We start from the raw sequence: 24,665 nt of genomic DNA, 5'->3' as shown, positions 1-24,665 counted from the left end.
CCCTAAACGGTAGGAGAGTTCCCATTCACGACCCATGTAGCAGAAGATGCCGATCAAGAAGTGGAATACTACTAGTTGGTAAGGACCGCCGTTGTATAACCACTCGTCGAGTGATGCTGCTTCCCAGATGGGGTAGAAGTGTAGACCGATAGCGTTAGATGAAGGAATGACAGCACCGGAGATGATGTTGTTGCCGAACATTAAGGAACCTGCGACTGGTTCGCGGATGCCGTCGATGTCTACTGGGGGAGCAGCGATGAAGGCGATGATGAAGCAGATGGTTGCGGAAAGTAATGTAGGAACCATTAATACACCAAACCAACCGACATAAATGCGGTTTTCGGTGGAGGTGGTCCAGCTACAAAAGCGTTCCCATACATTTGCGCTTTCGCGACGTTGTAAGGTAGTGGTCATTTGTTTATGATTGCGATAAATTTTCTAGGTGCGGTGTTGATTGCTCAACCCCTATGCACTTAATATTAGAGGGTTTATTTCTATTTGTAAAGGGTCTTAACAATCTCTTAATATTTGGATGCGATCGAAACTAGTTAGGTTTTGAGGTATTCTGGCTGGGGATCGAGGACTCACCCGTATACGGGGCGGTATTCCGCTCGATCTGACAAATGCTAGATGAGAAACTTTACATTTGCTCATTTATCCTGGCGGCCAAGCCATCGATCGCTTACCCAGTAAGTGTAAATGGAGGTGAAACACTGTCTGACCGCCATCTTCACCTGTATTAATGACCACCCGATACCCGTTTTCTAAGCCTTCCTGAGTCGCTACTCTCTTGACTGTTAACAATAGATGACCGAGTAATGCGGCGTCCGTATCTGTAGCTGCATCGATCGAGACGATAACTTGCTTAGGGATAATGAGAATATGCACTGGTGCCTGGGGATGGACATCCCGGAAGGCGAGGGCGAGATCGTCCTCATATACAATGTCAGCCGGAATCTCCCTGCGGATGATTTTACTAAAAATGGTTTCGCTCATAAAATCTCATAATTGGTGCGATGCTCTCAACCATCATATTTACAGATTGAGCGGCGATCGCACCACATGAAATTAGACGGCAGCTTTCGCCGCAGGTTGTAACAAACTCACCAAATGACCGTCAGGTGTGCGAATCGCCGCGACCTTCCCAAAAGAAGGCTCGCGCACGCGACCTTCAAGGCTAGCACCTAGTTGTTCGAGAGTCGCGATCGCGCTTTGAATATCATCGACGTGAAAACTTAAAATCGGCGAGGAGCCACTATCAGCATTTGATTCGGCTGCGTGGAGGGCAATGGTAGTACCATTGGCATCTAACTCCGCCCAGCCAGGACTGGACATTTTCACTGGTAGTCCCAAGCCTTCGCTGTAGAACTTCAGCGATGTGGGGATGCTTTTGACCATCAACATAATGTGCTTAAATTCAGCCGCCATAACTTTTTGCCGATTTCGGGTAGGTTTATGCTTAGTATAAATGCCCTTTCATCCATAGGGGCACGGCGATTGTCAACCAAGAACAGTAAAGTCTTCTGGGTCGATGCCGATCGACAGTCAAATTGTCAAGCAATGTTAAGGATAACCCACCTCAAACCGGAGTCGATCGAGTCTTCTTATCAAGATTTGTATAAATAAATCGCGAAAAAGTAAAATAGCTAACTCCAAATGCAAATAAATGTTAACTTTTTCTTTGCAAATTGTGTCAGATAACGCTGGAAAGCCTCATCCATTGGTGATTTTCTGCTAAAACTACTAGAGAGCGATATCTGAGTGGCTGCATCAATTGCCGACTCTACACCAAGCGATCGAGCATTCATTTCAGATATCTTCCCCACATCCTCACCAACATCTATCCCGTAGGAGCAACACCGCATGTTCACTAACGTCAAGTCCACCATTAGACATATCGCTCCAGCTGAGATTCGCGGCAGACAGTTATTAAAGGTGGTCTATGTCGTCCTAGAGCCACAGTATCAGAGTGCCATCTCGGCTGCTGTGAACGCCATTAACGACCACAACCCCAAAGTCGCGATCGAAATTAGTGGCTATCTCTTAGAAGAACTCCGCGATCCTACCAACTACGCCGCACTGCAAGAGGATGTCTCTCGCGCCAATATCTTCATCGCTTCACTGATTTTTATCGAAGATTTGGCGGACAAACTCGTTGCAGCAGTGGAACCTTATCGCGATAGCTTGGACGTGGCGGTGATCTTCCCCTCGATGCCCGCAGTGATGCGGTTGAACAAGATGGGGAGTTTCTCACTGGCTACTTTGGGTCAATCTAAAAGTGCAATCGGCGAATTCATGAAGAAGCGCAAAGCTAAAGCTGGCGCGGGGAGCTTCCAAGATGGAATGCTCAAATTATTGAATACGCTCCCAAATATTCTCAAGTATCTACCGATCGAAAAAGCCCAAGATGCGCGGAACTTTATGCTAAGTTTCCAGTATTGGCTCGGTGGTACGCCTGAAAACCTCGAAAACTTCTTGTTGATGTTGGCGGATCGGTATGTATTAAAAGAAGATAATACCCTCAACTCAACTGAATCAGTCGGCGAAATCAAATATCAAGATCCCGTCACTTTCCCCGACATGGGGATCTGGCATCCACTCGCACCCCAGATGTTCGAGGATGTGAAGGAGTATCTGAACTGGTTTAATAGTCGCCGAGATATTTCTGCCGAACGCAAAGACCCGAACGCACCCTGTATCGGCTTAGTATTGCAACGTACCCACATTGTCACGGGCGACGCGGCGCATTATGTCGCGATGGTGCAGGAACTTGAAGCCATGGGCGCACGGGTAATTCCCGTGTTTGCCGGTGGATTGGATTTCTCCAAGCCCCTAGAAGCTTACTTCTTCGACCCGATCGCCAAAACAGAAGCGATCGTCGATGCAGTCATCTCCCTGACCGGATTTGCCCTCGTTGGTGGCCCTGCGCGGCAGGATCATCCCAAGGCGATCGACATGCTCAAACGGTTGAATCGTCCCTACATGGTGGCGTTACCATTGGTCTTCCAAACCACTGAAGAGTGGGAACAGAGCGACTTAGGACTCCACCCGATTCAAGTCGCGCTCCAGATCGCCATCCCCGAATTAGACGGCGCGATCGAGCCAATTATTCTCTCAGGTCGCGACGGGACTACCGGACGCGCGATCGCCCTCCAAGACAGGATTGAAGCGATCGCCGGACGCGCGATGAAGTGGGCAAATCTCCGCCGCAAGTCCAAAGTTACCAAGAAAGTTGCGATTACTGTCTTTAGTTTCCCACCAGATAAAGGTAACGTCGGTACCGCAGCATATTTAGACGTCTTTGGTTCGATCTTTGAAGTCATGCAGGGCATGAAAAAAGATGGCTACGATGTCCAAGACATGCCCGCATCGGCGAAAGAACTATTAGAAGCTGTCATCCATGATGCCCAGGCTCAATATAATAGTCCCGAACTGAACGTTGCCTACCGGATGTCCGTGCCCGAATATGAAGCACTCACTCCCTACTCCGAAAAACTTCACGAAAGCTGGGGACCACCACCAGGGAACCTCAATAGTGACGGTCAAAACCTCGTAATCTACGGCAAGCATTTCGGGAATATCTTCATCGGCGTTCAGCCTACCTTTGGTTATGAAGGCGACCCGATGCGGTTACTATTCTCCCGTTCTGCCAGTCCACACCACGGATTTGCGGCGTATTATACCTACCTCGAAAAAGTCTGGGAAGCAGATGCGGTACTCCACTTTGGTACTCACGGTTCCTTAGAATTCATGCCTGGTAAGCAGATGGGGATGTCGAACGAGTGTTTCCCCGATAGCTTGATCGGGAATATTCCTAACCTCTACTATTACGCAGCCAATAATCCGAGCGAAGCGACAATTGCTAAACGTCGTTCTTATGCGGAAACTATCTCCTACCTCACGCCGCCAGCAGAAAATGCGGGACTCTACCGAGGTTTACAGGAACTCGGCGAACTCGTTGGCTCTTACCAATCGTTGCGCGATAGCGGTCGTGGTGTCCAAATTGTCAATACAATCATGGACAAAGCCCGAATCTGTAACCTCGACAAAGATGTCGAACTTCCAGACATCGATGCGGGAACGATGGAAATCGCAGCGCGGGATAATGTTGTCGGTGCTGTCTACAGCCGCCTAATGGAAATCGAATCGCGGTTACTCCCCTGCGGATTGCACGTCATTGGTAAACCACCAACCGCCGAAGAAGCAGTTGCCACGCTCGTAAATATCGCGTCACTCGATCGAGAAGAAGAAGGATTAAAAGGTCTACCTCGGATTATCACTGAAAGTATCGGGCGTAGTTTGGAAGAGGTTTATCAGAATAACGATCGCGGTATTCTTGAAGATGTCCAACTCCTGCAAGATATTACCCAAGCCATCCGCGAAGCCGTTACGGCGATCGTTACCCCCAAAATTAACGATGAAGGTCGGATCTCGATCGTCGCGAAGTTGAACTTATTTAACATGGGGCCAAAAGAAGCCTGGGTCGAATCCCTCTACGCCTCCGGCTACAAGCAAGTCAACCTCGAAGAAATCAAACCCCTGTTCGCCTACCTCGAATACTGCCTCAAACAGGTTTGTGCAGACAACGAACTCGCCGCACTCCTCCAAGGATTGGGTGGTGAATACGTCCTCCCAGGGCCAGGTGGCGACCCAATTCGCAACCCTGATGTCTTACCCACAGGTAAGAACATGCACGCCCTCGACCCCCAATCTATCCCCACCGAAGCCGCAGTTAAATCGGCAAAAGTAGTCGTCGATCGGTTACTCGATCGGCAAATGCGCGAAAATAACGGTAAATATCCCGAAACGATCGCCTGTGTCCTCTGGGGAACTGATAACATCAAAACCTACGGCGAATCCCTCGCGCAAATCATGTGGATGGTCGGTGTCAAACCCGTCCCCGATGCCCTCGGTCGGATCAATAAACTCCAAATGATTTCCCTCGAAGAACTCGGTCGCCCTCGCATCGATGTTGTCATCAACTGTTCCGGTGTCTTCCGCGATCTGTTCATCAATCAGATGAACCTCCTCGACCAAGCCGTGAAAATGGCCGCCGAAGCTGATGAACCCCTCGAAATGAACTTCATCCGCAAACACTGCCTCGCCCAAGCAGAAGAGATGGGCATCAACCTCCGTCAAGCCGCCACCCGCGTTTTCTCCAACGCCTCCGGTTCCTACTCCTCCAATGTCAATCTCGCCGTAGAAAACGGCACCTGGGACAACGAAGGTGAATTGCAAGAGATGTACCTCAACCGCAAATCCTTCGCCTTCAACTCTGACAATCCTGGCGTAATGGACAACGCTCGTCAGATCTTTGAAACCACTCTCAAAACTGCCGAAGTCACCTTCCAAAATCTTGATTCCTCCGAAATCAGTCTGACCGACGTATCCCACTACTACGACTCAGACCCCACCAAAATCGTCGCCAAGCTGCGGGATGACGGCAAAATGCCCTCGTCCTTCATCGCCGACACGACTACCGCCAACGCTCAAGTTCGCAGCCTCTCGGAGACTGTCCGCTTAGACGCACGTACCAAGTTGCTTAACCCCAAATGGTATGAGGGAATGCTCTCCCACGGTTATGAAGGTGTGCGCGAACTCTCGAAACGATTGGTAAATACCAGCGGCTGGAGTGCGACGGCTGGTGCGGTAGATAATTGGGTCTATGAAGAAACCAATGACACATTTATCAAAGATGAGGAAATGTGCAAACGGTTGATGGATCTCAATCCCAATTCATTCCGCAAGATTGTTTCGACACTATTGGAAGTCAATGGGCGCGGTTATTGGGAAACCAGTGCAGAGAATCTCGATAAGCTCCGCGACCTCTATCAGGAGGTCGAAGACCGGATTGAAGGCGTTGAGTAGAAAATAGTCTATTTAAGACCTAGATTATCTGATTTAACCCCTGTGGCTAACCCTACAGGGGTTTTCAACTGTCTCGATCGGCAGTATAACTAGATATATCTAGATTTACAAAAGCTCTAGGTAATCCCACCCACATCAATGAATCCCGTTATCCAGAATCTACAAATTAATAGCTTTCGAGGCTTAAAAGGACTCAATTTGTCAGATTTAGGCTTGGTTAATATTTTGGTGGGCAAAAATAATTCTGGTAAGACTACTATTCTAGAAGCAATTTCGATCGCGTGTAATCCACTCGATCCATTCCAATGGATTGGTACATCAGAACGACGGCTTAATATTGGGAGAACACCTACAGCCTTGCGCCCTAGTTTAGAATCAATAAAATGGCTTTTTCCACAAGAAGATAGCAACTTAGAAGAAAGACAATATCAAGGAGAAATCGAAATTGGTGTAAGTGGACAAAAAACTATTTCTGTTAGATCGACTATTTCAGAAATTTATGGGATAGGAGCCATCAAAAAAGATGATATTGAAGAAGATATTTCTATAAGTGAAGATATTAATATATCAGAAGCTGAGTTTGCTAGATCTGGCGTTGAACTAGAAATTCGAGCTACTGCACCTTCTGATGATAATCAACCAAATCTTTTTGACTATGAAATCGAAGATATGTTTCAATTTTGGGAGGATGAGAGATTTATCCAACGAAAGAGAGTGCGAGTGAAAGCATTACTGAATCATATCATGGTTTATCCTTCTTACTCCTCATCAGATATTCTTTTAGCACTTCGACTTACTCAAATCACAAAGGAAGGTGCGAAAGACGATCTACTAGAAGTCTTGAGATTATTCGACTCAGAAATCGTCAATCTTCATATCTTTGCCAGCTCACAAAATCGATCTAGCTTGTATATAGAACATCAAAAATTAGGATTTGCACCTTTTTATACATTTGGCGATGGACTAAAAAAAACCTTGCTAATTGCTTTGGCACTACCATTAGCCAAAAATGGAATATTGTTAATCGATGAAATTGAAACTTCCATTCATTTTTCAGCCCTTAGTCAAGTTTTTACTTGGTTAATTCAAGCCTGTAAAATAAACAAAACACAACTTTTCGTCACCACTCATAGCTTAGAAGCAGTAGATGCAATGCTCGATGCAGATAGTGAAAAAGATGAAGTGGTAGCCTTCCGGCTAAATGGTGATGAAAAACAGCCACAAAGGTTCGCTGGAGAATTACTTCAAAGACTGCGATCGAATCGTGGATTGGATGTGAGGTAATTGTGACCAAATATTGTTATCTTCTGACAGAAGGTGCTCAAGATATCGCATTCTTGATTAAGTTACTCAAATATCAGGGGATAAAGCAGGTCGAAAAAAGATCGAAAGTAGATTTATTCTGGAATGAACTAATACCCAAAACATTTCCTTATAATGATGAACTAAATCGACAAGTACCAGTTCCTAAATTTTTAGAAGGTGATGGATTATCAATTGCTTTACAAGGCGCGGTTGGTGATACACGATTAGTTAATACAATCCAAGAAGATTTAGCTCTGATTCCACAGGAACAACTGTTTGGAATTGGTATCATTCTAGATGCTGATAATCGAGAACCTCAAGGGAGATTCGACACAATCAAAACAGAACTAGAGGAATTAAAATTAGGATTGAATATATCCAATACTCCAGGTATTATAACTCAATTAGAAGTGAAATTGGGTATTTTTGTATTGCCAGACAATCAATCCAAGGGGACTTTGGAAAATATCTTGATTGAATGCGGAAACAATAATTACCGACAGTTAATAGAGCTATCGCAAGAATACATCAGTAAAATTGATGAATCTGAACTTAAATCGGGTGACTTGAGAGAAATCCGCAAGCCAGCAGGTAAAAATAAAGCAATTATCGGTAGTGTTAGTAATATTCTCAAACCAGGTAGAACATTGCAGGTATCATTACAAGATAATGATTGGATCGATAATCGAACAATTAATTTAGATAAAATTAAATTAGTTAGGGAATTCTTATGTCAGATTCTGGATATTCCATTTCAATAGATCGATCTGCATCTTAATTATAGATAAGAGATCAAAAAGTAAAAAGTAAATACAAAATCTGGATAAGAATTAGATGGATACTGGAAAAGATATGAGGAAATTATCGAATTAGATCGAGCAGGGAAAGCTGTTTCTCCAGATGCGGAGTTTGAAAATGATAACTTGGATTTATAGCTGTCGAGCTATTAGAGCTAAAATTACCAGATAAGAACTCATTTATCGTTATTACTATGCCTTTAGCTGCTAAAAATGGTACGCCATTCCCAACACTTTTAAACATATCAGTAGGCGACATCTTTGCTGGTAACTTAAATTCAGGAGGTAATGATTGAATTGCTAGAGATTCCGCCACAGATATTCTTCTCGCTTGATAAGGATGTAGATGAACTTCATTATTTCCATAACAAGTTGTAGGCGAATATCTCCACCTATGTAAACGCTTATAAGATTTTTTAGAATCATCACCTTCAAGTACGGATAAAAATCTAACAAGTCCAGCACGAGGTGTAAAACAATGATGGGTATTAGGATGATGATTTACATCGTTTTTATCAAACCAATGCTGTACTGTTAAATCGACAGGTATTCCCACTGGACAAGTTGAAGCTGAATTTTCTCCAAATGAATCTGTTTTAGACCAAGGATAAGATTGGATCTTTTGGATCTTATCGATCGAGAAAAGTTTATTGCTCTCCTACGGAAATTGAGATTCTAATCCATCGATCGATTCCATTGGTACTAAATTCGATTTGAATCCGATCGCGATCGCTCTTTCCCTACTTTGGGGAACGCCATATTCTAAAGCATCGATCAAACTATCCTTAATTAAACATCCATGCTGTTCTAATCTCGATTTCATTCGATCGTAAAACAGGTGTAATGGACAACGCTCGTCAGATCTTTGAAACCACCCTCAAAACTACCGAAGTCACCTTCCAAAACCTCGATTCCTCCGAAATCAGTCTGACTGATGTCTCCCACTACTACGACTCAGACCCCACTAAAATCGTCGCCAAGCTGCGGGATGACGGCAAAATGCCCTCGTCCTTCATCGCCGACACGACTACCGCCAACGCTCAAGTTCGCAGCCTCTCGGAGACTGTCCGCTTAGACGCACGTACCAAGTTACTCAATCCCAAATGGTACGAGGGAATGCTCTCCCACGGTTACGAAGGTGTCCGCGAACTCTCGAAACGCTTGGTCCATACCAGCGGTTGGAGTGCAACAGCCGGAGCAGTGGATAACTGGGTATATGAGGAAACCAATGACACATTCATCAAGGATGAAGAAATGTGCAAACGGCTGATGGATCTCAATCCCAACTCGTTCCGTAAGATCGTCTCGACACTGTTGGAAGTCAATGGACGCGGTTATTGGGAGACTAGTGCAGAGAATCTCGATAAGCTCCGCGATCTCTACCAGGAGGTTGAAGACCGGATTGAAGGTGTTGAGTAAATAAATAGCTTCCATCTTCATTTAACCCTTGTAGCTAATCCCTACAAGGGTTTTAAATTGTAGTTACACCAATATCTATTGACAGCTGAGTCACACAAGCGACAATCGGTCTAGGGAATATATAGGATAGATCGACAATTTCTCGCATGTAAATCCCCTCGTTGGAGGGGATTTGTCTCAAGATGACTGAGATTTAAAGGCACTCGATCGCCTCTAGCCTAATTTTCATCAACTCTCAACACTTACTTGACTTAACCGTGCTTGAATTTCGGTAACATTCCGAAAACCAACAGCGATCGCCATCCCATCTTTGACAAAAATTGGGCGTTTTAGTAACATCACATCATCACTAAAAGCCGTTATCCATTCAGCATCGCTCCAGGTATCTTTGGCATCATCGAGCGCACGATAAGATTGTCCTGAGGTATTCCGCATCGGTTGATATCCCAGACTTTTGACCCAACTGGCGATCTGCTCTGAGCTGGGGGGGCGTTCTTTGGTATTGATGAATTCATAGGCGATTTGCTGTCCATCTAGCCATTGAAGAGCTTTTTTACAAGTACCACAGGTGGGGATGCCATAAACTTGAATTAATGTCATATAGTGAGAAAATTAAAAAAGATCGATTGACAATTTACTAAAGTCATGTATATATCAATCTGAATGATATTTGGCGATCGCGGGACTAATTGGGAGGGTGAGATCGATCGTAGTGCCAATCACGATCGCGGGTAATCATCGCTTCAAAATCTGATGCAGATACAGGATGACTAAATAAGAAACCCTGAACGGCATCACAATTAATCGATCGCAAGAACTCCAGTTGTTCGATCGTTTCTACCCCCTCAGCTATGACATTTAGCTGCAATTGATGTCCCAAATTCACAATAGTTCTGACGATCCCAGCATCGATAGTATTTGCCTGCAATTCGCACATGAATGACCGATCGATCTTGAGTCGATCGAGCGGTAAATACTTCAGTGCCGCTAGGGAAGAATAACCCGTACCAAAATCATCCAGAGCGATCTTAACACCTATTCCTCGGAGAGCTGCTAAAATCGCGATCGTTAGCTCCAAATCTTTAATGGCGATACTTTCGGTAATTTCGACTTCCAACGCAGCGGGTGACAGCCCAGTCTCAACTAAAATTGCGGTAATAGTCTCCACTAAATTTGGCTCTTGGAGTTGCTTGACTGAAAAATTGACAGCAATTGGAAAATCACCCAAGCCTAGATCTTGCCAGATTTTTTTCTGGATACAAGCAGCCCTGATTACCCATTCACCAATTTGAACGATCGCACCAGTTTCTTCAGCAATTGAAATTAGATCGATCGGATTGATGATTTTGGCATGGAGATCTTGACATCGCAACAATGCTTCGACTCCGATAATTTCGCCAGTGTGAGTATCGATTTGAGGTTGATAATATAGTAATAACTTGCGCTCATCCACGGGGCGATCGCTGGGAATAGGCTGCGGAGTACTCGTCAATGCAGCGCAGACGCAATCGAGGATGTTTTCCAACTGTAATCGATTGAGATCGGGATGATTGGCGATCGCCTGATAAATCTCATAGTTATTTTTGCCATGATGTTGCGCGAGTTCGAGTGCAGCATCAGCCTGTTGAAGTAAGATCTCACTATCGGCACCGCCACTTGTCGCTATGGCAATTCCCATACTCGCTTTGATATATAGTGAATTAGTTGCTAGTGCTGGAAAATCTTGCTCGAACACAAAGGGCAGTGCGAAACAGTTCAAGACTCGATCGGCAACTGCATCGATCGTCGAAATAGCGGCGAGATTGGGGATGATGAGCATAAATTCATCACCGCTCCAGCGTCCGATAATTGCTTCGGTACCGATCGCATTTTCCAAGCGGTGGGTGATGAGTTGCAACAACCGATCGCCCACCCGATGTCCGAGTCGATCGTTGATATTCTTGAACCGATCCAGATTAATAATTATTACTACTAGAGTTTCGCCTGCGGTGGGCATTTTTGCTAACGCTAGCGTCAACCATCGGTCTAAAAGTTGGCGATGGGGTAGACCAGTTAAAGTATCATAATAAGCGCGATCGATCGCGATCCGATCGACCCGTTGCTGCATCACAGTAATATAGAGCTGAGCCGCTAAATTTTGAGCCAGTTGCAATTGAGCTTCCGTCCACCGCAGATCTTGTTTGACAGCAGAATTGGCTCTAAATAATGTCAGACAGCCAACACACTGACGATGATAACGCAAAGGCAAAATTAGCAAAGATTCAATCCCCACAAGCTCGAAGGCGTGAAGCAAGGGTGATAATGCGGCTTGTTGGAAGACATTATCGACTGAACAAACACTATTCAGTGGCTGTAACGTGGCTGAAGACACCCCGATAGGTGGGGTGGTAGTGTGTGGGTAGAGGAGCTGTTGCCACAAGGCATTTTTCTCAATCGGGGTAGCAGTGCTGGGCTGTAAGCCATAGCGGTAGAGTTGGGCGCGTTGGGCTGGGGGTTTGGCAAGGATGAGGAGTCTGCCACCATCAGCAGCCAGAGCTTGGACGATCTCCGCGAGTAATTCGGGTTTGAGCTGGGGTGGAGATGGTGATGAACACAACAACATCTTCATAATTTGCTGCACTAGGTATTTGGAGACGGTAATCGGTAATGGGGTAAGTATAAATAGTGATAGTCTGGATCGAGCAAGGTATGATTCCTACTATTCTCGGCTGGTGAGTTAGATTTTATGAGCGACAGCACTAATGATATCCCGTTGCAGATCGCTGTGCCGACGATCGCGTCAGAACTTAGCGAATTAGTGACGATCGCTCACCAGGATCGGACGCCGCTAGAAGTCGCCGGAAATAGCAGTAAACTCGACTGGGGCGGGATCGTCACAGGTGCGAGATCGATCGTCAGTACCCAAAAACTCGATCGCTTAATCGCTCATGCCGTGGGAGATCTCACTATCACTGTCGAAGCTGGGATGAAGTTTGCCAAATTGCAGGAAATTTTAGCCACCGCTGGACAATTTTTGCCCCTAGATCCCGCTTACCCAGATTGCGCTACCATTGGCGGCATCATTGCGACTGCGGATACTGGTTCGCTCCGACACCGCTATGGAGGTGTCAGAGATCTCCTGCTGGGCATCACTTTTGTCCGTGCTGATGGCAAAATTGCCAAAGCTGGCGGACGAGTGGTCAAAAATGTCGCTGGTTACGACATGATGAAGCTGTTTACTGGCGCGTATGGGACGCTGGGGATTCTGACAGAAGTGACTTGGCGGGTGTATCCGCTCCCCACTACCGAGGGGACAGTTATCCTCACAGGGGCGGCAGAAAAGCTCGCGAATCTGGCTAAAATCTTACTCGCTAGTACTTTGACGCCGATCTGTGTAGACGTGGTTTCTACGGCATTCAGCCAGCAACTAGCGATTAGCAATACTCCCAGCCTAGTAGTGAAATTCGCCACCATTTCCCAGAGTATCGCCGAACAGTCAGCACAGTTGCTAGAAATCGCCAAAGGGTTGGGATTAAAAGGTGGCATCTGGCAAGGAGCGCAGGCAACCCAACTGTGGCATGGGATTCAGACAGGGATTTGGGGCGATAAGCCGATCGGGTGTAAAGTGGGCGTCAGAGCCACCGCCGCAGTGGGGACGATCGATCTACTCGATCGATCCACAGACAATACAGCCAAGGGTGTCATCCACCTCAATAGTGGCATCGGGGCGATCGCTTTAGACGACTCCGAGCAAATTGTGTCCCTCCGCACTCATTGTGAATCCGCAGGTGGCTTTCTATCCGTTTTGCAAGCACCGATAGCTACCAAGCAGCAACTCGATGTGTGGGGCTATCGCGGTAATGCTGTCCCACTGATGCGATCGATTAAACAGCAATTCGATCCTTTGAATCTGCTCAATCCAGGACGTTGTTTTTAGGATCGATAGTTTTGGCACAACTAAAAGCTAAACTGCATCCGCACATTGCCAACATAGACAGGGGAATTGCTCTGAAAATTGTTGGGATTGAAAATCGCATAAAATGCGGGGACGATCGCGAGGTTGTCACTGGCTGGGTAATAGTAAGCAAATTCTAACTCCTGCTGTTTGCCGCCATCGCCGCCGCCAGAGAGCAGAAATTCGCGCCCGCCCAGATAACTGTGGGGAATTAAGTAAGAGATCGTGCCCAATGCCCCCTTCTTGCCCAAGTCGGGAAATCCCAATCCTAATTGAATCGACTGCACCGTCGTATTACCGCCCGCACGAGCGGAATTAACGGGGATAATCCCCGTTCTACCATAGGAATATCGCCCGAATACACCCACCTGAGGCGTGAGCAGCCAATCAAAATTGGCGACAAAGGTATCGGCAGGCGCGTCGTTTAATCGTCCCCCAAAGCCATCGTCGGCATAGCCGTAGGGCAATGGTTCGCCCACCGCTCCACCGATAAATCCGTTGTAGGGACGGATCAGCGATCGCGAGTACAATAATTTTATATTTAGGTCTTTACTGGGCGAATATGCCAGTTCGCCGATGGCTTGATTGGTGCTGCCAAATAAACCTGCTGCGGGATTGCTGGAGGTATTAAATCCATTTGCCGAATTCAAAAACTCGGTATTCTCGCCCAAATAGCCAGCATTGAAGCGAAACTGTGGGCTGATATTCCAAGACACGATCGCCCCAGAACCCCGATCGATCGCCGCAAATAAGCTACTCCCGCTAGAATTAAAACTACCTGCACCAGTCAGGAAATTAGTAAATCGATTTTGGTCGAAGTAACGGTAGGTATTCAGACGCGGACCGACTGCAATTCTGACGTTATTGCTAATGGGAAAAGTGTAGGACAACTCTCGCAAGTAAACTGCATTCGATCCGGCTTGAGGGGTACCAGTTTGGTCGGTAATTGGCGTTCCCCAAGTATTAAAAAATCCCGACGAAACTAGTTGATTGGCTGGCGAATTGGCATTACCAGCGACGAGTTGAGTAACTAGCGAGTCTTTACCTGTAAAAGATGAATTTAGGGTTAAAAATAGATAGTTACTGACGGTTGGATTAGTGTCCCTAAGCTGGACGCGCGTTGGTACTCCATTGACTCGCGCTGGTGGGATAAAGGCATTGGTGCCGCCTTGGGCGAGGGATCTTTCAGCGGTAATACTATTGCTGGTAAATGCACCTGTAAAGTTGACCCAAACTTGGGCACTGAGCTTGGTGGTAGCTGAGAATTGTTGCTGTTTTAATATTTCGGTTTTGGCTTCAATTGCTTCTACCCGTCCGCGTAGGGCAGTTAGTTCGGTTGCAAATTCAGCCTGAAGTTTTTGGATCGTTTCTAAATCCTCTTTTGTGGCTGGATCTGTTGGTGATGATGCGATTGATTCATTCGCAAGGCTCAGGCAAACATTTAATCGGGCGGCAAATTTCGCACGCGACGACTCGCGATTGAGATCGGTATTATCTTCGATACAATCATAACGATCGTCAAGTCTTTGTAATGCTAATATTGCCCAATCGGGAAGCTGAACACTAGATGGGGAGACAGATATCCCATCAGTTGCAACTATTGGCGTACCGATCCGAGCATCGGTAAGTTGAGCGGATATCTGCTCGTGACTTGGTAAAGCATCTGTCGCCTGTCCCCGTGCGGCAATTGCCCCCATGCCAGCCAGCATTGAAGCTGTTACAATAAGACCCGTGACTAAATTTAGATTGACCACGATCTGAGACTCCTCAAATTTTGAAACGATTAGAAGACTTGGTTAGATTGGGCTTATCCGGCGATTGCTGCCGATAAACATGTATTCTGTATACAATGGATTTGGTGGAATATTTGTAGCCAGCGGTACATTCATTGTGATGTAGACCGCTTGCAGTTGCTTTGTTGGCTAATTTGGGTCTAGTTTTAGATCGAGGAACACTTGCTTTGACTTTATCTTCGCGTTCGCTCCAACGACCTCAGTCTCTGCAAGAGCAGGCTTATCAAGCCTTGCGTACTGCCATTTTGTCTGGCGAACTCATGCCGGGGCAGCGGTTGGTAGAAACACAACTAGCTCAGAAGCTCCAAGTGAGTCGCACTCCGGTTCGCGAAGCCCTGCACCAACTCCAGCAAGCAGATTTGGTAGTTGAAGAGCGCGGCGTGATGAAGGTCGCCACCTTTACCAGCGAAGATGCGAGAAAATTGTATGAGTGCAGGTTGGCATTAGAAAATGTTTCCGTCAGAGCAGCCTGTCTCAATGCTAGCGATCGACAATTGCAGCAGATCGAGCAATTGATTCATAAAGCCGAGAAACTACTCAATGCCAAGGCGACTAAATTAACTAGCTTTCAATTGTTAGATTTGGACTATCAATTTCATCGAGAGATTGCTGAAGGCTCAAACAACGAATGGCTGGTATCATTGCTCGATCGATTATTCGATAAAATGATTTTGCTGCGGATTCAGACGATGCTTAGTAACCCAGCAGTGCTGGAAGTTCGCTGGGAGCATCGACAAATTTATGATGCGATCTTGACACGCGATGCCGAGCTGGCTGTCAAAGCAGTTCAGGAGCACTTAATCGCCAGTCAAGCGCGAGTAGTCCGAGAGTTAGAGCAGATTCAACAAGCTCAAAATGCTGTCTGATAGAACGATTATCGGCGTTGCTAGATTGAGGGATGAAACCTTGATGAATCATCATCCACAGATCCAGCAATGCCGAATTATTGTCGCTTATGTAGTGGTGTAGCAACTCTTGACTCCCAACTCAGGTGTACTTGATGATACAGAAACTTCTGCTCCACTCGGATTAAATGATTCTAGCTTTGTATACCGTATACGCATTGAATCTTGCAGGTCAATAATGCTTCATACTTTCCAAAAACGATTACATAGAATCCTCCTAATTGCAGTTTCCACAGCAGTGCTTGCTGGTTGTAACTCAGCACCGCCGACAAGCACGACGACAGGGGATAAGCCTGCTACGACAGCCGCCACGACAACGACTGCGGCTAGTACTGACAAAAAGGAAGGCCAAAAGATTCGTGTCCAATTACCTTTTTTGAAGCAAAGCCTTGATGCACCGCTGATTTGGGCGATCGAAAAGGGTTACTTTGCCGAACAAGGTTTGGATGTTAGCTATGAGCGTGGTTTCGGAAATTCTGATACCATTAGCAAGCTTGGGACTGGTAAGTATGACATTGCGTTTAGTGATATCTACAACGCGATCGAATTTAATGACAAAAATCCTAGCGATAAGATTATGGTGGTAGCCTTCTACCAAAGTAAGGCACCTTTTTCCATTGTTACTTTCAAAAACAACGGAATTAAAACTCCTGCCGATCTAGCTGGCAAGAAACTTGGGGCACCAGCAGGGGATGGGCCAAGAAAACTGTTCCCACTTTTTGCTAAAGAAGTAAAGATTGCCCCTGATTCAGTCACTTGGGACACAATGGAACCCAAGTTGCGAGAGACTTTCTTGCTCCAAGGTAAAGTTGATGCTGTCAGTGGATTCTATACTTCGGTGATTCCATCTTTAATCAAGGGTGGGAAGACGATGGACGATCTCCAAATCTTTTTTTATGATGAGTTTGGTTTAGATTTTTACGGTAATGGGATTTTAGTCAAGCAAGACTTCATGGCCAAAAATCCGGAAGTAATTAAGTCTTTTCTCAAAGCATATTTTAAAGGAATGCAGGAGGTTGTCAAAGATCCTAGTGCGGCTGTCGATTTAGTTGTTTCTACCGACCAAAGTAAATTGATGGATCGCGATGCCGAAAAGCTCCGCCTAAAGTTGGCGATCGAACGCATGTATGTGACTCCAGAAGTCGAATCTATTGGCTTTGGGGATGTAGACATGAAACGGCTAGAAAAAAGTATCACTCAAGCAGTTACTGGCTTTAAATTAAAGCCAGTAAAGGCTGCTGATGTATTTACGGATAAGTTTTTACCAGCTAAAGAACAACGAATGGTTCCGCCATCTGCAGATCGCAAACCCTTAGTTTAAGCGACGCTTCTAGACCAAACCTTTAGGTACGATCTGAGCATATGAGTTCGGTCAAAGATAGGGCAATATTTCCCTATGTAGCTAAACTCAAACGAGTTAAAAATATTGAATTCTTTGGAAATCGATCTACTAAACTTCTCACTCAATCAAAAGGCATAGTTAAAATGTTAGACACGCAAAAATCTTCTACCGCTGAAACCGTTGCTAATTCTCTGCCCTTGCTAGAATTCGATCGGATTGGCTTAGAATATCCTTTTGAAGAATCGATGCGGACGATTATTCAGGAAATTACCCTGAGCGTTCAGCCTGGAGAATTTGTCACATTTGTCGGGCCGAGTGGCTGCGGCAAAACCTCGATTTTGCGAATGGTTTCGGGGTTGAGTCCGACCAAAATCGGTGAGTTGCGCTGCCATAACCAACCAGTAACTAGACCACTGAAAAATGTCGGCATCGCTTTCCAAAATCCGGTGCTGCTGCCTTGGCGACGCACGATCGATAATGTTTTACTGCCACTAGAAATTGTGTCTCCATATAAGCGAGACTTTAAAACTAATCACCCTCACTATCTAGAGATGGCTCAAAAGCTCTTGAAAGCAGTGGGCTTGAATGATTTCCAGCAGCAGTTTCCTTGGCAATTATCAGGCGGAATGCGTCAAAGAGCTTCCCTGTGTCGGGCACTGATTCACCAGCCGGAAATCTTGCTACTAGATGAACCTTTCGGCGCACTAGATGCCTTTACCCGCGAAGAAATGTGGGTGATGTTGCAAACCCTTTGGATGGAAGCAAAGTGCGTAGGAATGCTAATTACCCACGATTTGCGCGAGGCAGTTTTTCTATCTGATACTGTCTATGTGATGAGTCCCAGACCGAGCGAGATTGCTTTCAAACTGAAGATCGATCTACCTCGTCCTAGAACTTTGGAAATGTGTCTCAGTGATGAATTCGCCCATCTTGCTGCTGAGTTACGCCGCCATATTCACAAGAGTTAGGCGCAGGACGAACCGTGTTTTGCACCATCTCAATCGCATTAGTAATGAGGAAAATATATGCAGACAAGTGTTAATAAGTCCAGAAGATCGACTAAAAAAGTTGTATTTGATGCTTTCCTAAATACAAAAGCTGCGACGATTATCTTGCCGACGATCGCGACTGTTGTACTATTTATACTCTGGGAACTAGCTGTATTTGTATTTCAAATCAAAGCGTTTAACTTACCTGCACCTTCTAAAATTATCGAAGCTGCAATCAAATTTGCGCCGCAACTGTTGGAAAACTCTTTGCGGACAGTCTGGACTACCTTTGCTGGTTTTGTATTGGCTAGTGTAGTTGGCATTGTGCTGGGCTTCCTGATTGGTTACTCCAAATTCATTTATTTAACCTTCTATCCGTTACTAGTTGCCTTTAATACCATCCCCAAGTCTGCACTAGTCCCCCTCCTGGCTGTCTGGTTTGGCGCAAATGCAATTCCAGCGATCGTCACTGCCTTTGCGTTAGCATTTTTCCCGATCGCCGTTAACGTCGCATTGGGTTTAGAAACAATCGAGCCGGAAATGAAAGATGTGATGCGCGCCTTGGGTGCATCAGATTTTGAGATCTTCCAAAAAGTTGGCTGGCCGCACACATTACCATATGTATTTGCCTCCCTCAAAATTGCCGTTTCTTTTTCCTTCATCGGAGCCGTAATTGCTGAGTCGATCGCATCCAATGCTGGTTTAGGTTATCTAATCGTCCAGGCGGCATCAGACTTTAATGTCCCGCTTGCTTTTGCTGCGCTGATTACTTTAGCTATTCTAGGTGTAATTCTCTACACCTTATTTGTCGCTATAGAAAAGAAAGTTATTTATTGGGCGCGATGATTTACACTTTCTAGGTTGCTATAAGTCGATCGAATAAAATCATCATTATTCCCAATACAGTTACGACGAGCAATACTCCCATCAGATCATTTTTTCTAGATGAGGGTAAATAGGTCGGCTGTAACCAAAAGTGCAGTTTTCGGGTCACAAACGGCATCACAATCAGGCTCAAAATTGAGGAGGTAATTAGGTTGTTAATTAGCATCCTACTCGCAGGCGACCAAGAATTGAAGATACCTAGAGCCGAAAATAATTTAGATTGGAGCATGACGGTGGGATACAATCCCACCACCACTGTCAGAACTTGTTTCCAAGCGGGAGATCCTAAACTAGAGCATTCAGCTCCCCCCCATTGGTTAGAAAACCAGCCTTCTAATCCAGTTGTAAATGACTTAAATCGATAAGCATGGAAAATTTGCCGTCCCGATTCAACTAACTCTTGACGATCGATCGAGCCTACCCAATCATCCAGACATTCTGGCGAATCGAAATGCACGATCGAGTACCATTTCACTACCGGATCTGCACATCTGAGCGGCGGGCACAGATCGACTCGCATAAATCCAGGATGATTTTTAGCTCGATTTACCAAGCGATCGTGCCATCGTTTAAAGGCAAAATCTTTACCTTGGGGCGTAATATATTCAGTCACCAGACTTGAATAAAAAACTTGGTGCGTTCGAGCTTCGCTCGTCGAATTCATAGCTGTATCATCCAACCTGAAAGATATTACAACGATTGAAATCGTTGCTAGTGATGCAAAGTCTGCCTACGCAGACTAAACAATTGTCACAACATATTTTTATATTAGTGTACTATTTATCTGGTTTTGACTTGGCTGTTGCTATTTCTTCAGAAGCTGGCAAAAATATCTCCTTCTTAGTCATAAAAAACTGTCGCTTTTGAGCGGGAGTCATCGAAGTGAAAATCTCCTTTTTAGGTAATGACTTAAACACCGCCGCCAGTTTAGTTTTTTGCTCCGGCGTCAGCATTAGTGATTTAAATGCCTTGCGAATGCTGCCTTTGTCACTAATAACCGCAGTTTCGAGCTGTTTTTGTTGTTCTGGTGTCAGGATGTTTTGAATCTGGGGCAAAATTGTTGTTTTCAATTGCTCGATTGCATCTACCCCTTTCTCCATTGTTGGTGCGGTAGCCGTAGCAGCTTGCGCCCAATTATTAACAGCAAAGATTGCGATTAAACTAAATAAAATAGAAAGCAAAAATTGTCTCATAGTTATATACTCCTTATCCAAGATCGGACTGCTAATTTATAAGACTTGTACATCGAGAACCATCGATCGATTCATCCCGACGATCTGGTATAGGCGATCTACAAGATTCAATAATTTACTATGATTCAGACTCACTTTTGAGATCGGACTTGCCAGCCATTTCAGTTGCTTTTGCCTCAGTCTTAGCTAATTCTTTGGCTTTTTTAGCTTCGGCTTTAGCTAGCTCTTTAGCTTTCTGGGCTTCAGCTTTAGCTAATTTTTTAGCCTTCTTTGCCTCAGCTTTAGCTAACTTTTTAGCTTTTTTGGCTTCAGCTTTAGCCGCTTTTTTCTCAGCTTTGGCAGTCGCTTTGACCTCCTCATCTGTCGTCTCGGTTAATGTTTTGGCTTGCTCTGACAACGAGGGTTTGGCTTCAGTTGTAGGGGTGCCGACATCTGCTAAGAGGATGCGATTTTGCGTAGATTCAGTCGCGACAGCGGCTTGTGCGTCAACAGTTTGGATGGTTGCCCACATGCCGACGATCGCGATCGAGATGGCAATTGCTACACTTAATTGATGAATGATTCGTTCGAGCATAAAATTCTAAATCTCCAATTTTAATCTAAAATAACTAGTAGCTATCGACAATATGATTAGGCAATCTCTCCATCTGCCGATCGTACCGAACTAGTAAATGTTGGCGTTTGAGGTAATAACCAACTCAGCAAAATCGCAGTTAAGCCACCTGTCGAAGTTGCTGAGGCAAACATATTTTTGATGAGGGCAGGCTGATTATTAAATAACTCTGGTACAAATACCACGCCCAATCCCAATGCTAAGGAAACTGCAATAATGATTGTCGATCGACGATCTAATTCTTCAGACGCAATAATTTTGACTCCAGCCACGGCAATCGAACCAAACATCACTGTAGTTGCTCCGCCCAAAACTGGCTGGGGAATCGACTGGAAGGCACCACTGACGATCGGTAACAGCCCTAGTAATACCAGAATGCCGGACACAAAGAAGCCAACATAGCGACTGCCAACACCCGTCATCTGGATCACACCTGTATTTTGGCTGAAGGTAGTGATCGGAAAGGTATTGAGTAATGCGGCTAAAGAAGAGTTAAAGCCATCCGCTAGCACTCCAGCCTTGATTCTACGGACGTAAACGGGGCCAGAGATCGGTTCTTTGGACACCATTGAGGTGGCAGTCAGATCGCCGACAGATTCAATTGCGGTGAGTGGGTAGAGAATCAAAAACGGAATCAGTGCGCCGAACTCAAAACTCATGCCGTAGCGAAAGGGGATCGGCACACTTACGATGGGAAGTTTGGTGAAAATACCAAAATCAACCATGCCCATGAATGCCGAGACGATGTAGCCAACCATTAGCCCGATCGCGATCGCACCCATCCGAATATATTGATTTTTAGCCAGCGTGAGCACGATCACGATCGCAAATACGCCGAAACCTAGAGCCAGGTTGGGCGCATTGGCAAATGTACCGTCTTTTAATGCTGCCGTACCGCCTGCCATACTGGTGATACCTGTTTTGAGCAAACTCAGCCCAATCAGCATCACTAACGATCCCGATACGATTGGTGTCACGACTTTGCTGAGTAGATGCAAGAAGCGACTCAGCATCACATTCGCAAATGCACCAAAAAAGCAAACGCCGAAAATTAGTGATAGTGCCTGAATAGGTGTTCTACCCGCCTGAATCGCCGTGTTGCCCACACCCAAGATCGCACCGAGAAATGCAAAGCTAGTACCCTGCAAGCTGAGTAAACCCGATCCTAGTGGCCCAAAGGTTTTACATTGAATAAAGGTGCAAATGCCAGAGGCAAATAGCGACATGCTAATCAGAAAGCTGGTGTTCGCCGCATCAATCCCCAAGCTGGTACAGATAATTAGCGGTGGTGTGACAATCCCGACGAATGCTGCTAAAACGTGCTGTACAGCCACAAAAATCGACTCGATTACGGGTGGTTTGTCATACAGTCCATAGATTAGCTCCGAACCTTGTGTGGATATGCTGGGATAACTTTGAGCCTCAGGTAATTCAGCTTCACTGAAGATACTATTTTCTTCTCTTTGCGCCATATTTAAATCCTCTCAGTCCTAATCTTTTAGGCCGCAACCTAGTTACAGCATATATTGCCGCATTCAATAATTGTATACTGTATACGAGATTACTTTCTATTTATGTATCTCTAACGACGAAATCAATCTAGATCTATCGATAGACTACTGAATAAATTATTAGTCGATCGGGAGCAAGTCATGACAGTCGTTCCACGTAGTAACAACATTCCTAACCTGAGTGCCTTTTTAATCGGTGATGGCCCTGCGGGATTTTTATTGAGTTGGGTGGCGGGTTTTGTCGATACCTCTGCCTTTATCATTTTGTTTGGCATTTTTACCGCCCACGTTACGGGTAATATTGCCCTAGCTGGTTCGTCGTTTGTGAGTGAAGATGCTGAAACCACGATGACTCGGCTGCTGATGTTGCCCACATTCGTGCTAACTGTTGCGCTGACATCCCTGCTTGCCAAATACGCACGGAGTAAACAGTGGTCGGTATTTGGTGTGTTACTGACGGCTGAGGCGATCGCGTTGAGTATTTTTCTAGTCGTGGGCACTCAGCTTTCACCTGCTTTGCTGCTAGATGTTCAGGAAGAATATATCCTCCCGATCGGGATTTCTGGTGTTGTGTCGATGGCAATTCAAAATGCCTTGATGAAAGAATCTAAAGGTGTTTTTAAAAGCTACATTCCTACGACCGTCATGACTGGAAATACTACCCAACTGACGATCGATCTGGTGCAATATTTGAGTGCTAAATTGGCGACGGCGAGTGAAGCTACCAAATTAGAAGCTGCTGAAGCTCTGGAGCGGATGAGTCGGTTTATTCCGGTAATTGTTGGCTTTGCGCTAGGAGGACTAGCCGCCGCATTTTTTGTGTTGGTATCAGAATCTTGGTGGAGTTTGATATTTCCGCTATTCGTTGTCTCCTCGCTGGCTACTGCGGCTTATATCGAACACGATCGTAAATCTTCTATTGTTTAATTGAATTGAATATGAACTCTGGACTCGATCTACGGACAGTATTGGGATTGGCAACGATCGTCGGTTTAGTTATGCTGGTGCGATCGGTTTTGAAGATATTTAATAGCGGACTGGGGCTAATTATTAGCGTTATCGCAATTGTCCTCATCCTCCAGTATGGGTTCGATCTTAGCCCCAGAGAGCTATGGTATGAATTTAGCCATCTTCCTCAATATTTGGTGCGACTAGCTAAAAATGTAGCGTAGGGGCGAGTCATGACTTGCCCCTACGCTCTATTTTTAGCTTTAATTACTATCTGATTAGTGTCAAAAATCGTTTTAGCGTTTTAGATGGCGATCGATCTTTGTCATTTGCGTTCCAACAGCGATCGAGATAATCAACCTTTTCTTCGGTAACTAATTCATCCATCAGTAAACCGAGCAAAGTTCGCCACACTCGATCAATCCCAAATTTAAAGCTAAGGCGATCTGGACGAGCGATCTCATTGGGTACTAGCTCTAGTTGCTTGTAAGTTTCCCACCGATCTCGATCGATTTTGCTTTGCTGACGATCTAAATATTTCATTGTGAACCTCCTCAATTGGTTAATTGCAGGAGGCACTTCCAAACCTGTCACCATACATGTTCGCTCAGAGCGCGAGTGTATGTCCGAATCTTTTTCTGTGCCCTGTGATACTTTTTATTATAGTCTGGGCAAGTCGATCGGTAAAGAGGTCAATCGGTAGATATTGGATAAATTTGTTAGTTATGTTCGGGCGGCGGTTTCTAGTTGTGTCTGTTTATAGGCAGCCCAGCCACCGAGATCGGAGATATCTGGCCAGTTGTAGCGTTCTATCAGTGCTTGGGGATAGAAAAATGCGGTGGCGACTTCGCCGTCTGCTAGTTTTACCTCTGTTGGATACATGTGGGGCGGTTCGTTATTTTTTAGGTATTCAAAATCCTGCTCAGTCATTTCGTAGATTTCGCCAGGAATTGAAATTCCACCGATGTCAACTTGATAAATGGCTGGGTGCCAGCCATTTTCAGCCGCATGTAGGCGATAGATCGGTTCGGTACTGACGGCGCGGATAAATTTGGCGTTGCCTAGATTGGAATGATCTGGTTGTCCGCGCAATGCGGAGCCACAGATAAAAATTTGGTGTTTGGCGATTATTGTCTGATTCATACCATTTTTCTCAAGATAGT

The 24,665-nt window shown here is 45.4% G+C and carries 23 protein-coding genes and 2 pseudogenes; 11 read left to right on the top strand and 14 right to left on the bottom strand.

Annotated elements, in window-relative coordinates; all coding sequences use genetic code 11:
- From ACEW9I_RS21195 to ACEW9I_RS21185, 3 genes and pseudogenes are all read right to left on the bottom strand, one after another.
- Positions 1 to 414, bottom strand: a pseudogene (locus ACEW9I_RS21195) (photosystem II q(b) protein); the annotation flags it as partial.
- A gap of 240 nt (positions 415 to 654) precedes the next feature.
- The gene (locus ACEW9I_RS21190; RefSeq protein ID WP_373542310.1) at positions 655 to 996 is read right to left on the bottom strand and encodes a histidine triad nucleotide-binding protein; all 342 of its coding nucleotides are present in this window, start codon (positions 994 to 996) and stop codon (positions 655 to 657) included.
- Between the two features lie 72 nt (positions 997 to 1,068).
- Positions 1,069 to 1,428, bottom strand: a complete 360-nt coding sequence (locus ACEW9I_RS21185) for a VOC family protein (RefSeq protein ID WP_373542309.1) — start codon at positions 1,426 to 1,428, stop codon at positions 1,069 to 1,071.
- Between the two features lie 435 nt (positions 1,429 to 1,863).
- On the opposite strand from ACEW9I_RS21185, the gene ACEW9I_RS21180 reads away from it, so the two are divergent.
- The 3 genes from ACEW9I_RS21180 (at position 1,864) to ACEW9I_RS21170 (ending at position 7,934) form a co-directional block, all read left to right on the top strand.
- A complete protein-coding gene (locus ACEW9I_RS21180) occupies positions 1,864 to 5,868 on the top strand; it encodes a magnesium chelatase subunit H (RefSeq protein WP_373542308.1) in 4,005 nt (1,334 codons plus the stop codon).
- Positions 5,869 to 6,006: 138 nt separating this feature from the next.
- The gene (locus tag ACEW9I_RS21175; protein ID WP_373542307.1) at positions 6,007 to 7,152 is read left to right on the top strand and encodes an ATP/GTP-binding protein; all 1,146 of its coding nucleotides are present in this window, start codon (positions 6,007 to 6,009) and stop codon (positions 7,150 to 7,152) included.
- 2 nt (positions 7,153 to 7,154) lie between these two features.
- Positions 7,155 to 7,934, top strand: coding sequence for a DUF3226 domain-containing protein (locus ACEW9I_RS21170; protein WP_373542306.1), 780 nt, complete (start codon positions 7,155 to 7,157; stop codon positions 7,932 to 7,934).
- Between the two features lie 100 nt (positions 7,935 to 8,034).
- On the opposite strand, the gene ACEW9I_RS21165 is transcribed toward ACEW9I_RS21170, so the two are convergent.
- Entirely contained in the window at positions 8,035 to 8,526 is a 492-nt protein-coding gene (locus ACEW9I_RS21165; RefSeq protein ID WP_373542305.1) for a DNA cytosine methyltransferase, read from the bottom strand.
- Between the two features lie 102 nt (positions 8,527 to 8,628).
- A complete protein-coding gene (locus ACEW9I_RS21160) occupies positions 8,629 to 8,793 on the bottom strand; it encodes a DNA cytosine methyltransferase (protein WP_373542304.1) in 165 nt (54 codons plus the stop codon).
- A gap of 14 nt (positions 8,794 to 8,807) precedes the next feature.
- Between ACEW9I_RS21160 and ACEW9I_RS21155 the strand changes: the two are divergent.
- A pseudogene (locus ACEW9I_RS21155) lies at positions 8,808 to 9,389 on the top strand (cobaltochelatase subunit CobN); the annotation flags it as partial.
- Between the two features lie 228 nt (positions 9,390 to 9,617).
- Here the strand turns inward: ACEW9I_RS21155 and ACEW9I_RS21150 are convergent.
- Both ACEW9I_RS21150 and ACEW9I_RS21145 read right to left on the bottom strand, forming a co-directional pair.
- Entirely contained in the window at positions 9,618 to 9,989 is a 372-nt protein-coding gene (locus ACEW9I_RS21150) for a Spx/MgsR family RNA polymerase-binding regulatory protein (protein WP_373542303.1), read from the bottom strand.
- 85 nt (positions 9,990 to 10,074) lie between these two features.
- Entirely contained in the window at positions 10,075 to 11,991 is a 1,917-nt protein-coding gene (locus tag ACEW9I_RS21145) for a putative bifunctional diguanylate cyclase/phosphodiesterase (RefSeq protein ID WP_373542302.1), read from the bottom strand.
- A gap of 123 nt (positions 11,992 to 12,114) precedes the next feature.
- Between ACEW9I_RS21145 and ACEW9I_RS21140 the strand changes: the two genes are divergently transcribed.
- Positions 12,115 to 13,305: an FAD-binding oxidoreductase gene (locus ACEW9I_RS21140; RefSeq protein ID WP_373542301.1), complete on the top strand. Its 1,191-nt coding sequence runs from the start codon at positions 12,115 to 12,117 to the stop codon at positions 13,303 to 13,305.
- Between the two features lie 20 nt (positions 13,306 to 13,325).
- Here the strand turns inward: ACEW9I_RS21140 and ACEW9I_RS21135 are convergent, their stop codons facing one another.
- Positions 13,326 to 15,032 (bottom strand): iron uptake porin, encoded by a 1,707-nt coding sequence (locus ACEW9I_RS21135; protein WP_373542300.1) that lies wholly within the window; start codon positions 15,030 to 15,032, stop codon positions 13,326 to 13,328.
- 251 nt (positions 15,033 to 15,283) lie between these two features.
- Here ACEW9I_RS21135 and ACEW9I_RS21130 point away from each other — a divergent pair, with 251 nt between their 5' ends.
- The 4 genes from ACEW9I_RS21130 (at position 15,284) to ACEW9I_RS21115 (ending at position 19,198) form a co-directional block, all read left to right on the top strand.
- Positions 15,284 to 15,982 (top strand): GntR family transcriptional regulator, encoded by a 699-nt coding sequence (locus ACEW9I_RS21130; protein WP_373542299.1) that lies wholly within the window; start codon positions 15,284 to 15,286, stop codon positions 15,980 to 15,982.
- 217 nt (positions 15,983 to 16,199) lie between these two features.
- The gene (locus ACEW9I_RS21125; RefSeq protein ID WP_373542298.1) at positions 16,200 to 17,342 is read left to right on the top strand and encodes an ABC transporter substrate-binding protein; all 1,143 of its coding nucleotides are present in this window, start codon (positions 16,200 to 16,202) and stop codon (positions 17,340 to 17,342) included.
- 164 nt (positions 17,343 to 17,506) lie between these two features.
- Positions 17,507 to 18,331, top strand: coding sequence for an ABC transporter ATP-binding protein (locus ACEW9I_RS21120; protein WP_373542297.1), 825 nt, complete (start codon positions 17,507 to 17,509; stop codon positions 18,329 to 18,331).
- A 57-nt stretch (positions 18,332 to 18,388) separates the two neighbouring features.
- Positions 18,389 to 19,198 (top strand): ABC transporter permease, encoded by an 810-nt coding sequence (locus ACEW9I_RS21115; protein ID WP_373542296.1) that lies wholly within the window; start codon positions 18,389 to 18,391, stop codon positions 19,196 to 19,198.
- 10 nt (positions 19,199 to 19,208) lie between these two features.
- Here ACEW9I_RS21115 and ACEW9I_RS21110 read toward each other — a convergent pair whose 3' ends face one another.
- From ACEW9I_RS21110 to ACEW9I_RS21095, 4 genes are all read right to left on the bottom strand, one after another.
- A complete protein-coding gene (locus ACEW9I_RS21110; protein WP_373542295.1) occupies positions 19,209 to 19,901 on the bottom strand; it encodes a hypothetical protein in 693 nt (230 codons plus the stop codon).
- Positions 19,902 to 20,013: 112 nt separating this feature from the next.
- A complete protein-coding gene (locus ACEW9I_RS21105; protein WP_373542294.1) occupies positions 20,014 to 20,451 on the bottom strand; it encodes a hypothetical protein in 438 nt (145 codons plus the stop codon).
- Positions 20,452 to 20,548: 97 nt separating this feature from the next.
- Positions 20,549 to 21,004, bottom strand: coding sequence for a hypothetical protein (locus ACEW9I_RS21100; protein WP_373542293.1), 456 nt, complete (start codon positions 21,002 to 21,004; stop codon positions 20,549 to 20,551).
- A gap of 56 nt (positions 21,005 to 21,060) precedes the next feature.
- On the bottom strand, positions 21,061 to 22,515 hold the full coding sequence (locus tag ACEW9I_RS21095) for a nucleobase:cation symporter-2 family protein (RefSeq protein ID WP_373542292.1): 1,455 nt from the start codon (positions 22,513 to 22,515) through the stop codon (positions 21,061 to 21,063).
- 180 nt (positions 22,516 to 22,695) lie between these two features.
- On the opposite strand from ACEW9I_RS21095, the gene ACEW9I_RS21090 reads away from it, so the two are divergent.
- Entirely contained in the window at positions 22,696 to 23,481 is a 786-nt protein-coding gene (locus tag ACEW9I_RS21090; RefSeq protein ID WP_373542291.1) for a YoaK family protein, read from the top strand.
- Between the two features lie 11 nt (positions 23,482 to 23,492).
- Positions 23,493 to 23,726, top strand: a complete 234-nt coding sequence (locus tag ACEW9I_RS21085) for a hypothetical protein (protein ID WP_373542290.1) — start codon at positions 23,493 to 23,495, stop codon at positions 23,724 to 23,726.
- A gap of 46 nt (positions 23,727 to 23,772) precedes the next feature.
- Here ACEW9I_RS21085 and ACEW9I_RS21080 read toward each other — a convergent pair whose 3' ends face one another.
- A complete protein-coding gene (locus tag ACEW9I_RS21080) occupies positions 23,773 to 24,045 on the bottom strand; it encodes a hypothetical protein (protein WP_373542289.1) in 273 nt (90 codons plus the stop codon).
- A gap of 180 nt (positions 24,046 to 24,225) precedes the next feature.
- Entirely contained in the window at positions 24,226 to 24,645 is a 420-nt protein-coding gene (locus tag ACEW9I_RS21075) for a gamma-glutamylcyclotransferase (RefSeq protein WP_373542288.1), read from the bottom strand.
- Positions 24,646 to 24,665 lie beyond the last annotated feature (20 nt).

It is taken from the genome of Chamaesiphon sp. (genome assembly GCF_041738855.1).
Lineage (GTDB): Bacteria > Cyanobacteriota > Cyanobacteriia > Cyanobacteriales > Chamaesiphonaceae > Chamaesiphon.
The sequence above is the reverse complement of the archived record's forward strand: the minus strand, read 5'-3'. Positions and strand labels throughout refer to the sequence as shown.

Excerpts from the sequence above, each read along its gene's own strand:
- ACEW9I_RS21135 (WP_373542300.1), bottom strand. The coding sequence starts at position 15,032 with ATGCTGGCTGGCATGGGGGCAATTGCCGCACGGGGACAGGCGACAGAT.
- ACEW9I_RS21175 (WP_373542307.1), top strand. The coding sequence starts at position 6,007 with ATGAATCCCGTTATCCAGAATCTACAAATTAATAGCTTTCGAGGCTTA.
- ACEW9I_RS21140 (WP_373542301.1), top strand. The coding sequence starts at position 12,115 with ATGAGCGACAGCACTAATGATATCCCGTTGCAGATCGCTGTGCCGACG.
- ACEW9I_RS21120 (WP_373542297.1), top strand. The coding sequence starts at position 17,507 with ATGTTAGACACGCAAAAATCTTCTACCGCTGAAACCGTTGCTAATTCT.
- ACEW9I_RS21075 (WP_373542288.1), bottom strand. The coding sequence starts at position 24,645 with ATGAATCAGACAATAATCGCCAAACACCAAATTTTTATCTGTGGCTCC.
- ACEW9I_RS21090 (WP_373542291.1), top strand. The coding sequence starts at position 22,696 with ATGACAGTCGTTCCACGTAGTAACAACATTCCTAACCTGAGTGCCTTT.
- ACEW9I_RS21115 (WP_373542296.1), top strand. The coding sequence starts at position 18,389 with ATGCAGACAAGTGTTAATAAGTCCAGAAGATCGACTAAAAAAGTTGTA.
- ACEW9I_RS21180 (WP_373542308.1), top strand. The coding sequence starts at position 1,864 with ATGTTCACTAACGTCAAGTCCACCATTAGACATATCGCTCCAGCTGAG.
- ACEW9I_RS21080 (WP_373542289.1), bottom strand. The coding sequence starts at position 24,045 with ATGAAATATTTAGATCGTCAGCAAAGCAAAATCGATCGAGATCGGTGG.
- ACEW9I_RS21095 (WP_373542292.1), bottom strand. The coding sequence starts at position 22,515 with ATGGCGCAAAGAGAAGAAAATAGTATCTTCAGTGAAGCTGAATTACCT.
- ACEW9I_RS21085 (WP_373542290.1), top strand. The coding sequence starts at position 23,493 with ATGAACTCTGGACTCGATCTACGGACAGTATTGGGATTGGCAACGATC.
- ACEW9I_RS21110 (WP_373542295.1), bottom strand. The coding sequence starts at position 19,901 with ATGAATTCGACGAGCGAAGCTCGAACGCACCAAGTTTTTTATTCAAGT.
- ACEW9I_RS21185 (WP_373542309.1), bottom strand. The coding sequence starts at position 1,428 with ATGGCGGCTGAATTTAAGCACATTATGTTGATGGTCAAAAGCATCCCC.
- ACEW9I_RS21145 (WP_373542302.1), bottom strand. The coding sequence starts at position 11,991 with ATGTTGTTGTGTTCATCACCATCTCCACCCCAGCTCAAACCCGAATTA.
- ACEW9I_RS21125 (WP_373542298.1), top strand. The coding sequence starts at position 16,200 with ATGCTTCATACTTTCCAAAAACGATTACATAGAATCCTCCTAATTGCA.
- ACEW9I_RS21150 (WP_373542303.1), bottom strand. The coding sequence starts at position 9,989 with ATGACATTAATTCAAGTTTATGGCATCCCCACCTGTGGTACTTGTAAA.
- ACEW9I_RS21160 (WP_373542304.1), bottom strand. The coding sequence starts at position 8,793 with ATGAAATCGAGATTAGAACAGCATGGATGTTTAATTAAGGATAGTTTG.
- ACEW9I_RS21190 (WP_373542310.1), bottom strand. The coding sequence starts at position 996 with ATGAGCGAAACCATTTTTAGTAAAATCATCCGCAGGGAGATTCCGGCT.
- ACEW9I_RS21100 (WP_373542293.1), bottom strand. The coding sequence starts at position 21,004 with ATGCTCGAACGAATCATTCATCAATTAAGTGTAGCAATTGCCATCTCG.